Here is a 13,115-nt window from a genome sequence, read left to right on the forward strand (position 1 = left end):
CAGCGTCATGACGCTGCGGTCACCGGCTGCCTGTCGTCGGTAGCAGGCGCCGGAGCCGGCGTAGCCGTCGTGGGTAGGGCGACGGTGCCGGACGCGGCCAGGTCGTCCTTCGCCTGCTCGATGATCATCTTCGCTTCCCGGGTGTTCACGCCCAGCAGCGGTGCGAGTTCGGCGGACGTAGCGTTCTCGCTGAACTTCACGATCGCCGATGCGTACTCGCGCAGCAGCGACGACTCCTGCTGCTGCTCTTCCGGCGTCAGGTGGGTGCCGGCCGATTTCGCTTCGGCCTTCACCGCCTCGATCTTGGCGGCGTACTCCTGCTGGATCTTCGCGATGCGACGATCGCGCGCCTTCTCCAGCTGCTCGATCTTGCGCTGCGGTGCGGCAGAGCGTGATTCGACCAGCGCGTCGAGCTTCGCCAGCTTCGCCGCTGTGTCATGGATTGGGGCTGCCAACGATTCGAGTTCGGCCTGGCGTGCGAGGAACCGCTCTTTCTCGCGCCGGAGGTTCTCGCGCACGTTCGGGGTGGTGTGCGGGCGCAGGGAGCGGCGCGCTGCCGCCTTCGAAGACGTGGCCATGGCCCGGGAGTGTATCGGCTCGCGGTTCCGGACGGCTTCACACTCGGCAGCCGTGTCGTCGTGTCAATTCACAACTCTGGTCTCTCTTCCCGCCGAGCCCCTCCCCTATTGTCCCCGTCGGCAGTCCCGTCAGGTGCCCAGAACCGTCGAGGTTCTGCGCACTTTGGGGCTGACCTGTGGTCAGCCCCAAAAACTTCTACACACCTCATGCACTGAAGTGCCGACGTGGCATGATCAACTTCCGTGATGACCGTCCACAAGCTCAACGCCGGGGACGGTTATGTCTATCTCACCAAGCATGTTGCGGCCGGTGACGCCACCGAGTCCCGCAAGGCCGATGCGGTCGATTACTACGTCGCCAAGGGCACCCCGCCCGGCGTCTGGTGCGGGAAACTCGCCGAGAAGGTCGGCGTCGAGGTCGGTACCGAAGTCACCGAGTCGGCGATGCGGTCGGTGTTCGGTGCCGCCCGCACCCCGACCGCGTTCGACACCCGACCGGGCAAGAACGCCACGCTCGCAGAGCGTCTCGACTGGTCGAAGAGCACGGCTCTCGGTCGTGCGTTTTCGTGGTTCCAGCGCAGCCAGGAGTACGTCAACGACGTCGAGGAACTGTGCAGCGCGTACAAGGGGCAGCACGGTGAGTACCCGGATGCGGAGGCCAAGAAGGCGATCCAGTTCGCCACCGCCCGCAAGCACCTGGCGCGCACGAGTGGCGAGAAGGCGGACCTGCTCGGTGACGACGAGATCTGGACGTTCGTCGCCGAGCAGTACGGCAAGGCCCGCTCCCCCGTCGCCGGCTACGACCTGGTGTTCACCCCCGCCAAGTCCATCTCCCTGGTGTGGGGACTCGGGGACGAACGCGTCAAGGCCGCCGTCGAAGCGGCCCATGCGCAGGCGGTCACGGAGACGCTGGAGTGGATCGAGAACGAGGTGATCTACACCCGCCGCGGTGCCGGCGGCGTGCGCAAGATCAAGGCCGAGGGGCTGCTGGTGGCCCGGTTCGATCACTACGACAACCGTGCGGCGGATCCGAACCTGCACACCCACTGCGCGGTGTTCAATCGGGTGCTGGCCGAGGGCAAGTGGACGAGCATCGACGGCACGATCCTGTACAAGGCGAACGTGGCCGCCTCGGAGAAGTACAACACCCGGGTGGCCGATCTGGTGGCCCGCAGACTCGGGGTCACCTTCGCCCCCCGTCCCGACACCCCGGCCGGCAAGCAACCGGTCCACGAGGTCGCCGGCATCCCCCTGTCGCTGATCGAGGAGTTCTCCCGCCGCTCGGCAATCGAGGCACGCCAGGAGGAACTGGCCCGCGAGTACAAGACTCGCTACGGCAAGAATCCGCCGAAGAAGGTGCAGTACGCCCAGGCGCAACAGGCCACCTTGGACACCCGTAACGCCAAGAATCCGCCGCGCTCGTTGGCCGAGTTGCGGGCCGAATGGCGTGAGCGCGCCGAGGCGATCCTCGCCGGGAACAATCCCGGAGAGCTGGTCGAGTCTGTCCGCGGTGAACGTGACCGCCGACCGGTGTTGACTCCGCAGCAGGTGCCGGCCCTCGTCGATGAGGTCGTCGATACGCTCTCGCACAAGGTGGGATCGTGGACGGTGTTCTCGGTGACCGCCGAGATCGAGAGGCGACTGCGAGAGTTCAGTTTCGCCGACGACGAGCAGCTTCGCGCCGTCCACGATGACGCGCTCGAACTCGCACTGCGCGACTACTGCCTGCCCATCGACATCGAGGAATACCACCTGCCCGAGCGGATCAGCGACCGCGTCGAACGGGGACGGCGGCGCAGTCTGCTGGTCGATCGCGCGCAGATGCGCTACACCGCACAATCGGTCATCGACGCCGAGGACTTCATGCGCCGGCAGGCCGACACCGGCGACGCGCACACCGTTTCCGAGCGGATCATCCGCCGCACGTTGCGCCAGATCGAGAAGAGCAGCGGGCACGAGCTCGGTGCCGATCAGCTCGCGATGATCACCCACTTCCTCACCGCCCGCACGCGTGTGGCCGTGGCGGTCGGTGCGGCCGGGGCCGGCAAGACCACCGCGGCCACCGTGATCGCCCGCGCTTGGGAAGCGGTCAACGGCAACGTCCTCGCCCTGGGGCCGTCGGCCCGTGCCGCCGAAGTGCTCGGGGAGGAGATTTCGGTGCAGGGACGCACCATCGCCGACGTGCTCACCCGCCACCGTGTCGGCCTCCCGACCGGCATCGGCAGGGGTGATCTTCTGCTGGTGGACGAGGCCGGCATGGCCTCGGCCCGCGACCTGGCCGACCTGACTTCCCTCGCCACCGACGCCGGTGCGGTGGTGCGGTTGCTGGGCGATCCGCAGCAGCTCGCCTCCGTCGAATCCGGTGGTGTGCTGCGGGATCTGGCCGATCGCACCAACGCCCCGTTCCTGCGCAAAGTCCACCGGTTTGCCACCGACGGCGAGGCCGAGGCGAGCCTGCAATTGCGCAAGGGCGATGTGACAGTGCTCGAGTGGTACGACCAGAACAATCGCATCCGGCAGGGCATGGCACACGAGCTGGCCGATCTGGTATTCGACGCCTACGTCACCGACGTCAAGGCCGGCCAGGTCGCCTTGATGGTCGCCCCGACCAACGATCTGGTGCGCCAGCTCAACGAGAAGGCCGCCGCCTACTACCGCGCGGGCGGCACCGTCACCGGCCCCGGCATCGTCCTCGCGGACGGTCTCGAAGCCGCCGTCGGGGACGTGGTGGTCACCCGGAAGAACAATTCCAAGTACGTCGTCAAGGACTCCGCCGGCAACACCTCGGGCCGGGTGAAGAACGGCGACCTGTGGACCGTCGCCGCAATCGGCACTGACGGCTCACTGCGGCTGCGCAACAACACCAGCGGCGGCCAGGTCACCGTCGCCGCCGACTACATCACCGACAACGTGCACCTCGGCTACGCGACCACGGTGCACCGCTCGCAGGGCATGACGGTGGGAAGCTGCCACGTGCTCGCCGGGGCGAACATGGACCGGCAGTCGCTGTACGTCGCGCTCACCCGCGGCAAACTCGCCAACATCGTCTACGCCGCGAACGACGAGCTGCCCGACTGGGACTTCGAACACCGCCCCGACGCCCATCCCGGTGCGATGGGTCTGCTGGCGAAGATCATCGCCCGTGACTCATCGCAGCGCACCGTGCATCAGATGATCGAGGACGAACAGCGCAAGGCCGCGTCCTGGTCGACGATCACCGACACCTACATGCTGGCCGTCGGGGAGCTGTACGAGGACTACACCGAACAGCTGCTGGGCCGGATCCTCACCGACGAGCAGTTCGGCTGGGTCCACAGCCTCGGCGGGTGGGATCAGATCGTCACCTACGTCGCCCAGTCGGAGACCTTCGGCTGGGACACCGAGGCCCTGCTGCGCGAGGCGGCGGCGGTGATGAGTACTGAGGGCAAGGCCGGCCGGATCGACACCGCCGACAACTCCCCCGGCCGGGTCCTCGCCCGCGCCCTGAAAGAGCGCATCGACGCCGACGACGAGCCGCAGCTGCCGCGCCGCCGCACCGACCCGGTGGCGGCCTACCGCCTGCCGGCGTTGACCGACGCCGCCGCCGACACCGACCCGATCCTCGCCACCTACGCCCGCTCGTGCGAGCAGCAGATGCACGCGTTCATCGACTCCTACACCACCACCGCACTCGAGCGCAGCGCACCGTGGATCCTCGCGATCGGTGAGCGCGGAACCGATCCACGCCGGGTGCGACTGTGGGAAACCACGGTGCGGGAGATCGCCATCTCGCGGGTGCTCGCCGACGCTCCCGACGACGAGCACGATCCGCTGGCGCACATCCGGAAGGCCCGCCAGGACGCCGTCGCTGCGAACATCGAACGACTGCACCGGCCCGAGCAGACCGCCGGCGAGGTGGCCGGACCGTACGCCCGTTACACCGACGCCGAACTGGCGTCGGCACGGGTGCTCAGCCAGGGCCGGCTCACCGACGACGCGATGTTGCTGTCGTTGGCGCAGGAGGAGCTCGGCCGGGTACGAGGCGAGGCGTCCGCTCTCGGAGCTGTCGAACGGTCCCTGGCGCAGGTCGAAATCGACGAACGCACCATCGCGGCGGTGCGTGCTGCCCGCGCCCGCCTCGATGCCCTGACTCGTTCCCCGCAGGCGAGTGCACAGCAGGTCGAGGCCGCTCGCGCCGCGGTGGCCGCCGCCGAACAGGTGGCACCGCTCGAGCGTCGCTGGGCGGTGATCGAACGCGGTGCCCAGCACTACCGTGCCGCCGAAGCGGCCAAGGTCCGCGCCCGCAACGCCGACGACCAGGTCCTCGGCCGGCTCACCGACCGCATCACCCGCCTCGACGAGTCGATCACCGCCGAACGCACCGTCCTCGGCCAGATCGACGCCGAACTCGCCCGGCGCCGCGCCGGCGGAACCGACTTCACCGGCGGCCACCAGCCCCAGTCGACCCAGCAGAGCTCGTCGGCGAACGCCCAGATCGACCTCGGCCCGCTCGACCACGACAACGGTCCGGAACGGGAACTGTAAGCCCGCAGGCTACGACCCCCGACTACGACCCCGACCCCGACTGGCACAAGGAGAAGGACCATGGCGGACAACGACCAGAAGCGACGGTTTCTGCGTAGCCGGGGCCGGTCGACCGAGACCGGCGAGACCGCGATCCCGGCCGGTGCGCAGGCCGGCCCACAGCGCAGACCGGCCAGGGCACAGGCCGCCCAGGACGTTGCCGACCTCGTGGATTTTCTGCGGGAAGTAGACAATCGGCGCACCCAGGGCCAGCCGGCACCGACCCCGAAGTCGATGCAGGAGGTTCTCGGAGCGTTCCGCGGCCGGCCCGCCCAGCAGGCCACCATCCAGGTGGTGGCAGCCGCCGCGACCACCCGGCACCTGGGGGCGCACGCACGCACCACCGGCGCATGGGAGCAGTTGGCACACGACAATGCGGCCCGACTCGAGGCGCTGCGCGCACAGCAGTACCGCCGGCAACAGCAGCAGTACGTGCAGGTGCAGATGCCGCCGGACGAGATCGCCCGGCGCCTGGCCGAGCGGCAGGCCGCCGACCGGGACAGCGACAAGCGTGCCTTCGACGCCGCCGCGGCGCTGGCGCTCAGCTATGTCGCAGCCAAGAGTGTGCCGTCGTTGGACACGCTCGCCGCACTGTCCGCCCAGCACCTCGCAGTGGCCGAACCCATCGTGGACGTTCCGGTAGCGGTGGCCGAATCCTTCGCCCGCGCCGCCGCCGACCACACCGCCGCCGCCGACGCCGCAGAGATGGACTTCGACAAGGCCGCGGACGGTTCGGAGGCGTCCGGCGGCCCCAATACGCGGACCGACGTGGCTGTTGCGGTCGAAGAAGGTGACGAAGCAACCGTGTCCGACCAGCTCGAACGGGTCGTAGAACCCGCACCCACGAGCAGCAGTGATCTGGGCAAGATGGGGGCGGTGCTCGAGTCCGCCGGCCGGGGTCTGGCCACCGCGGTAGGCCCGCTCAGCGGTGACGACGAGGTGGCCCCTCCCCTCTCGCCCGTCGATCCGAACCGGCTCAACCAGGAACTGCTCGATGCGATCGGTGCTGCGATGCGCAGTCACCCCCGGTCGGTGACCGAGATGCTGAACATCGAACGTCGGTCCGAGCACACCACCGAGGCCACGTTCGCTTCGGACACCGGTGTCGAACACAGCCAGGAAGCGACGCTCCCGTACTGACTGCACGCCCCGGCCACCGACCTGCATCAGCGCCCCAGTACAGCATTCGCACACGACCGGCTCAGGAGAACGCTTCGTGTACGAACGTCGCCGCGACCGCCGGCCGGATCCGCCTCGCGGTGTACGGCACCTGCCACCGTCTCGACGTCGACACCGCCCCACCCTCGTCGTTCGTGATCGGAGCGGCTGTGCCGCGCTGAACCCCTTTACGGGGGCCTCGAGGGGTACGACGTCTCTCGGTGGGCGTATGAGTTCTGCTCCGCGGACCGTTATTCGAGTACCGAAGCGGACGGAAAGTAGTGAGGAGCCGAATCACGGGGTGTGTGGCTGACGCCGCCGACCTGCCGGGGCGGAGAGCAACACGAACTTCGTGCTCATCGGATCGAACGCTGCCGCACTGTCGCCGGCGACGAGAAGCGCAGGTTCACGGGGGCGTGCAGCGCCGCGATCGCGGTGTCGAGTTCCTCTGTGGTCATCGCGTCGGTGGCATCGCCGATGGTTCGCGTCGTCTCGTCCACGCGCCGAGGGTAACCCTTCCAATCGGCGGGGGACGTCCGGGCGATCAAGCAGATCCGCTCACGGGTCTGCTCATCGATCGCCTTCGGGCGTCCCCCTCTCCATTTTGGGTGCAACGCCTCGAACCCCTGCTCGTTGAATGCGTGGATGACATCGCGGACTTAATCGTCGCTGACCTGCATCAACAATGTGATGTCCTTGACGGTCTGGCCTTGGGCGGACATCAGGACCACGATAGCGCGGCGGAGCTTGATCGGGTCCTTGGCGGTGCGGCTGATCTTCTGCAGCCGTCGTCCTTCTTCCATGGTCAACGGTCGGACGAACACGCTGGGTTGACGTGCCACGACCACCTCCTTGTCTCGACTCGGAGATAGTCTGCCGTGCATCCTGCTGTCGGCCTGGGATTACCCGGTCAACAATCCGTGACGAGGCACTAGTGTACTGCGTCATAAATTGAGCAGGTTAGTTATTGATCTGTTGTAGTGATGGTCGGGTTGATCTTGGCTAGGTAGTCGGCGAGGGACTTGAGGATCTCGTCGGCGGTCTTGGTCCAGCGGAAGGGGCGCGGATTGTCGTTCCAGGTGTCGATCCATGCGGTGATGTCGTCTTCGAGGGCTTGGACCGAAGTGTGGACGCCGCGGCGGATGAGTTTGTCGGTGAGCAGGCCGAACCAGCGCTCGACCTGATTCATCCAGCTCGAGCCGGTGGGGGTGAAGTGGATATGGAAGCGGGGGTGCCGGGTCAGCCAGGTCTTGATCTCGGCGGTGTTGTGGGTGGCGTAGTTGTCGCAGACCAGGTGCACGTCGAGGTCGCGGGGTACGGCCTTGTCGATGGTGATCAGGAACTTGCGGAATTCGATGGCGCGGTGGCGGCGGTGCAGTGCACTGATGACGGTGCCGTCGGCGATGTCGAACGCGGCGAACAGGCTGGTGATGCCGTGGCGGAGGTAGTCGTGGGTGCGGCGTTCGGGGGTGCCGGGCATGATCGGCAGGATCGGTTGCGACCGGTCGAGGGCCTGGATCTGGGATTTTTCGTCGACGCAGAGCACGACCGCCTTCTCCGGTGGATTGTGGTACAGGCCAACGACATCGACCACCTTCTCCACGAACAGCGGGTCGGTGGACAGCTTGAACGAGTCCTGCAGGTGCGGTTTGAGGTCGAACTTGCGCCAGATCCGGCCGATGGTCGATTTGGACAGTCCGGTGCGCTCAGCCATCGACGCCCGGGACCAGTGGGTGTCCTTGCCGGGCGTCGATTCCAAGGTCGCGATGACCACGTCTTCGACCTGGTCGAGCAGGATCGACGGCGGCCGGCCCGGGCGGGGTTCGTCGACCAGCCCGTCGAGCCGGTGGGCGATAAAACGCGCCCGCCAGCGTTCCACGGTCGACTCGTCGACCCCGAGCTCGGCTGCGGCCTGCTTGTTCGTCCCGCCTTCGGCGCAGCGCAGCACGATTCTCGCCCGCATGGCAAGGTACTGAGCGGTTTTCGCTCTCCGTGCCCACGATGACAGTTGCGTTCGCTCGTCCTCGCTCAACACCAGCTCCGCCTTCGGTCGTCCACTCCGCCCGGCATCGGCCAGCCCCTTGAGCCGCTCGGCGGCGAACTTGCGCCGCCATTTCGCCACCGTCGCCACCGCGACACCGAGATCGCGTGCAGCACCGGCGTTCGACGCACCTTCGGCGCAGGCCAACACGATGCGCGCCCGTTCCGCCTGTCGCCGGTCCGCCGACTCGGCTCTGTGCGTCAGCTCGGCACGCTCAGCTGCGGTCAATGTGATCCCGACAGCCGAAGGCCCACGATGCGACATAAAAACACACTATAGACTAACAGGTGCAATTTCTGACGCAGTACACTAGTCAACCCGAGTCGGTGATACCTGACTCCGGCTCCGCTATCGATTTGCAATCCCTCAGCGCGTTGGGAAGTCGTGGCGATGGATGTAGAACGCTGATCCGGAATCGTCTTCGGTGTAGTGGAATCCGACAACGTGCAATGAGGAGCGCAATGCTGTCGCCATGGATTGTGCCGCCTCGTGCAGCACGTCCGGTGTAGTGGACAGGTCCGCGACGGGCACTTGGCAGAACGCATCGGCGAGCGCGGGCCACGATTCGCCGACGTATCTCTGCCAGAGGGGCATTCGCAGGATCTCTGCCGGTGGTGACGTAATCGATTCTGGCGATCGGTACTGCGCAGCCCAGTAGGCCAGGGCCACCCAGAACGGCCGGCAGGCCGTAAGAGTGCCCTCCATGAGCGCGCGTACATCCATCGATCGCTGGTATTCGGATTCGACCGCCGTCAGTTGTCGGCTGAGGGCCGACAGAACATCAGCGACGTCCGTCGTTGATGGGTGTTTCTCCGCGGAGATCGCGATGGCTCCCCACTCGGCGCGATGCTCGTCCAAGACGAGACTCGCGAAGTCGAACATGTGGACATCGATCCACCCCGACACCTTGTGCCGGCCGTAGTCTTTGAAACCACTTCCGCGCTGGCACATCACGACGTGCTGGGCTTCATGCTGTATCGATCGGCGCATCAGGTCCACGCCCACTACTTTCGGGATCATGTGGCCTCGATTGTCCACGTCAACGAGCCAGTTCCCGTCGATGAGCACGTCGATCTTGCCGTCATCGCGCAGCATTGTCCGGCCACCTACCATTCCCGATCCGCGGGTGGTGGAGTAGTGAACCGACGGGTCCCGGCACATGACTGCCTCGGCGAAATCGACTGCGATCACCAGAGTCACCTCGTCGGGGCGGTCGACGAGGCCTGCCAGCAGTGCCGCAAGTTCGCTGAAAGTCGTCCTGAGTGGACGAGAATCCACATCGGTCCACAGCCAGTGCTGAAGATCCGGGCGCCAACCGTCGAGGTCGATCACACAGCTCTTCGGGGTCGCAGCCTCAGTCGTCATCCGCAGGACGGTAACCGACCCCGCCGACATCCCTACTCGGACCGCTCCGCGGGCTCCGCCCCCGCTGAGACGGTGAACCCCGCCGCCATCGAAGCGATGGCCGAGGTCGTCATCGACATCGCCGACCAGTCGCCGAAGATCCTCATCGTCGACGCGGTCCAGGCCTCCGACGGGGTGATCACGATGGGCTGCGGTGGCACCTGCCCGATCTTCCCCGGAAAGTCCTACCGTGACTGGGTTCGCCGACTAATACCTGCGCCGGTCCGGACACCGCTTCGTGATCCTCGACGACGAGCCCACAGCCGGTGGTGCGTGGCCGCACACCTGGCCGTCACTGCGCCTGTTCTCACCAGCGGAGTTCGAGTCCGCTGCCCGGCAGGCCGATGCCCCGCTGCAGGACGGATTCCCACCCGCAAGCCATGTCCTCGACTACCTCACCGCCTACGAGACCCACTGCGACCTGCCCGTCGAGAGGCCGGTGCGGATGAGCGCGGTGCGCCGCGACAGCCGTGACCTGGTGGTCGAATCCGGCAATGGTCAGTGGCGAGCCCGCCGGGGCATCAGCGCCATCGGCACCTGGCAGCGGCCCTTCTGGCCGATCTACCCCGGCGCCCACACCTTAACCGGACGGCAGTTGCACACCGTCGACTACCGCACCCCGGCCGACTTCGCCGTCGCGGACGTTGCGGTCGTCGGGGCGGGACGGCGCCGTCTGCCCGTGCGACCTCGCCACCGGAGTCGACCTCGCCGAATCCACCGTCAGTCACCACCTCGGCCAGCTCCGCAAGGCAGGAATGGTCGAATCCGAACGCCGAGGGATGAACGTCTTCCACCGTGCCCGCGGCGACGCCCTCGATGCACTGCGCGTTGTGTTGGACCCGAACTGCTGCTACTGACCTCGCCGGACCTGTCTGTGGTGGCGGACATGACCACGCCGCCACCGCAGACGCGAGTCGACGCGGCCATGCACGCCAGTCTCGGGCATGCCACTGACATGATGTGGCGGCGGTCCCCGGCCTCTACATCCTCAGCGATGTCGGTGCCCCGAACTAGGCTGAGATCGTTGATGTCCGAGGTGTGAGAGGGGTCGTGTAGTGAGGCTGACATCGTTCCGGGTTCGCCGGTACAAGAACGTGCTGGACTCGACGGAGGTGTCGGTCGAAGAGGACGTCACGACTCTGGTCGGGATGAACGAGTCTGGTAAGTCGACCATGCTCGACGCGCTCTACAAGCTCAACCCCGTCTACGGCGACAAGTTCGTCGAACGCGACGACTACCCGCGGTGGCGGTGGAAGCGCGACGGCCGCAAGGAGGACCTGTCCAAGGTCTCGCCGATCGAAGCGACCTTCCACCTCCACGACGCTGATCTCGAAGCGCTCAAGGACGCGCTTGGCGAGGGCGTCGTCACAGACGACACGGTCCGGATCGGTCGTCGCTACAACGACGTAATGTGGATTCGTGTCGCCGTCGACACCGAGCGCTTCATGCGGAACGTCCTCGCCGGGCACCCGGAGGCCGACACTCTCCTGGCGGAGCACGAGACCATCGTCGGGCTCAAGGAGGCGCTCGCGCCCAAGTCCGCGGCATCGGTTGCCGCAGACGAGGAAGCTGAAATAGACGAGGACGAGCCGGACATGAGCGTCTTCAACGCAGACGCGCTCCAACGGATCACGACGCTGGTCGGCACTAGCGAGGATCTGAACGCGGTCGCCCGGAGGGTCGTGCACGACCGGATGCCGCAGTTCTTCCGGTTCGCGGCCTACCAGAACCTCGAAGGCCGGGTTGACGTCGCCAGCCTGCGCACCCAGGACGATGAAGAACCCGGAGCTTCGTCCAAGCAGACGGCTCGCGCGCTACTGCGTTTGGCCGACACCGACATCGACTCCGTGACGGACGCTGAGTTCGAATCGCGCACAGCGGAGCTCGAGGCCGTCTCCAGCGACCTCTCTCGCGAGATGGCGGAATACTGGAGCACGAACCCCGAGCTTCGCATCAAGGTGGAGATCGAGGCGGCGACCGAGCAGGACGGCCGCGGTCAGTCGGTCGTGGTGCGCCACCTCAACTTCCGCGTCGAGGATCGCAAGCATGACTTCACCAACAACTTCTCGCTCCGTTCGTCGGGCTACCAGTGGTTCTTCTCCTTCCTGGTGGCGTTCGCTGAATTCGAAGACCACGACGGCGACGTCGTGATCCTGCTCGACGAGCCAGCGCTCACCTTGCACGCCAAGGCACAGCGCGACTTCCTGCGCTTCATCAACGAGCGCTTGGCCCCGGTCGGGCAGGTGCTCTACACGACGCATTCACCGTTCATGGTCGACCAGATCGAGCGCGTGCGCATGGTCGAGGATCGCGGCGACGGCATCGGTTCGGTGACCTCATCGGACGCCCTGGAAGTAGGGGAGGACAGTGCGTTCCCGCTGCAAGCCGCGCTTGGCTACGACCTGTCGCAGAACCTGTTCATCGGCGAGCGGAACCTACTCGTCGAGGGACCGTCGGACCTCGCGTATCTAGACCTGCTCAGCCGACGTCTGCGCGACTTGGATCGCGAGGGCCTCGACGAGCGCTGGCGCATCCTCCCCGCTGGCGGCTCGTCGAACGTTCCTGCTTTCGTGTCACTTCTTGGCAGGAAGGTGTCAGTTACAGTCTTGCTCGACTCCGGTACCGAGGGTGCCGGCAAGGTTGAGGCCGCCATGAAGGCGAACAAGATCGATGGCGGGCGGGTCGTCCTCGTCAGCTCTATTCTTGAGCAGAGGCACGGCGACATCGAGGACCTTTTCTCGGTCGAGGATTACGTCGAGCTGTACAACGCGTCGTTCGGCAAGTCGATCAAGGCCGAGGACCTGCCGAACCACCATGAGCGGATTCTGAAGCGCCTGGAAGGGCTGGGTGAACCCAGGTTTGACCATTGGCGTCCGGCTGAATTCCTGCTGCGCGATCCGTCGATGGTCGAGAAGCTTTCTGCGACAACGCTGGATAACTTCGAGGCGCTGGCGCGGAAGATCAACGCCACGCACATGTAGAGCCCTGCGCGCGATTCACGGTACAGAGTCCGCGCGGTGGGGCGATGAGCCGCTGCTAGGTCCCGCTGGGGCCTTGCTGGGTCGCCACGCCTGGGTCACGAGGTGCCGATCGCCCAGAGGTTGGCCGGTGGACCAACCGTTGCTGGGACCGGTGCCCCACGCCATCGACAACCACAACAGCCGCCACTGTCAGGCCCGAGTTGGCTCATTTCGTTAGTGCGTGAAACCAGGCCGATCGCGACGAGAACCAGCAGGTCACAGACGTGAGTAGTCATTCACCTCGAAATCGTGAGCCAACTCGGGTCAGGGGACGTGATGCGCATGCCGTCTGGCGCTTTGGGTTCGTCAAGACCAGTTACGACTCGGCAAGGTGTGCCACGAAGGTAGCCC

Annotated in this window: 8 protein-coding genes and 4 pseudogenes; 6 read left to right on the forward strand and 6 right to left on the reverse strand. The window is 66.3% G+C overall.

Features of this window, described 5'->3' with window-relative positions; all coding sequences use genetic code 11:
* Window positions 1–5 precede the first annotated feature (5 nt).
* Window positions 6–578, reverse strand: a complete 573-nt coding sequence (locus JYA75_RS28495; protein WP_203330279.1) for a hypothetical protein — start codon at window positions 576–578, stop codon at window positions 6–8.
* A 246-nt stretch (window positions 579–824) separates the two neighbouring features.
* On the opposite strand from JYA75_RS28495, the gene mobF reads away from it, so the two are divergent.
* Both mobF and JYA75_RS28505 read left to right on the forward strand, forming a co-directional pair.
* A complete protein-coding gene (mobF, locus tag JYA75_RS28500) occupies window positions 825–5,102 on the forward strand; it encodes a MobF family relaxase (RefSeq protein WP_203330280.1) in 4,278 nt (1,425 codons plus the stop codon).
* A 60-nt stretch (window positions 5,103–5,162) separates the two neighbouring features.
* A complete protein-coding gene (locus JYA75_RS28505; protein ID WP_203330281.1) occupies window positions 5,163–6,281 on the forward strand; it encodes a hypothetical protein in 1,119 nt (372 codons plus the stop codon).
* 374 nt (window positions 6,282–6,655) lie between these two features.
* Here JYA75_RS28505 and JYA75_RS29200 read toward each other — a convergent pair whose 3' ends face one another.
* From JYA75_RS29200 to JYA75_RS28520, 5 genes and pseudogenes are all read right to left on the reverse strand, one after another.
* On the reverse strand, window positions 6,656–6,799 hold the full coding sequence (locus JYA75_RS29200; RefSeq protein ID WP_338109687.1) for a hypothetical protein: 144 nt from the start codon (window positions 6,797–6,799) through the stop codon (window positions 6,656–6,658).
* Window positions 6,800–6,838: 39 nt separating this feature from the next.
* Window positions 6,839–6,913 (reverse strand): annotated as a pseudogene (locus JYA75_RS29205) (hypothetical protein); the annotation flags it as partial.
* 45 nt (window positions 6,914–6,958) lie between these two features.
* On the reverse strand, window positions 6,959–7,141 hold the full coding sequence (locus JYA75_RS29040) for a hypothetical protein (RefSeq protein ID WP_239010632.1): 183 nt from the start codon (window positions 7,139–7,141) through the stop codon (window positions 6,959–6,961).
* Window positions 7,142–7,263: 122 nt separating this feature from the next.
* Complete coding sequence (locus tag JYA75_RS28515; protein ID WP_239010633.1) at window positions 7,264–8,604, reverse strand: IS630 family transposase; 1,341 nt, start codon at window positions 8,602–8,604, stop codon at window positions 7,264–7,266.
* Between the two features lie 102 nt (window positions 8,605–8,706).
* On the reverse strand, window positions 8,707–9,705 hold the full coding sequence (locus tag JYA75_RS28520) for a hypothetical protein (RefSeq protein WP_203330282.1): 999 nt from the start codon (window positions 9,703–9,705) through the stop codon (window positions 8,707–8,709).
* 42 nt (window positions 9,706–9,747) lie between these two features.
* Here JYA75_RS28520 and JYA75_RS29045 point away from each other — a divergent pair.
* The 4 genes and pseudogenes from JYA75_RS29045 to JYA75_RS28540 all read left to right on the forward strand — a co-directional run.
* Window positions 9,748–9,945 (forward strand): annotated as a pseudogene (locus JYA75_RS29045) (heat-shock protein HtpX); the annotation flags it as partial.
* A gap of 37 nt (window positions 9,946–9,982) precedes the next feature.
* Window positions 9,983–10,348 (forward strand): annotated as a pseudogene (locus tag JYA75_RS28530) (pyridine nucleotide-disulfide oxidoreductase); the annotation flags it as partial.
* Window positions 10,349–10,406: 58 nt separating this feature from the next.
* A pseudogene (locus JYA75_RS28535) lies at window positions 10,407–10,601 on the forward strand (helix-turn-helix domain-containing protein); the annotation flags it as partial.
* A gap of 198 nt (window positions 10,602–10,799) precedes the next feature.
* Window positions 10,800–12,725 carry an AAA family ATPase gene (locus JYA75_RS28540; protein ID WP_203330285.1) on the forward strand — a complete coding sequence of 642 codons (1,926 nt, stop codon included), beginning with the start codon at window positions 10,800–10,802 and terminating at the stop codon, window positions 12,723–12,725.
* The last annotated feature ends 390 nt before the right edge of the window (window positions 12,726–13,115 follow it).

It is taken from the genome of Rhodococcus sp. PSBB066, assembly GCF_017068255.1.
GTDB lineage: Bacteria > Actinomycetota > Actinomycetes > Mycobacteriales > Mycobacteriaceae > Rhodococcus > Rhodococcus aetherivorans.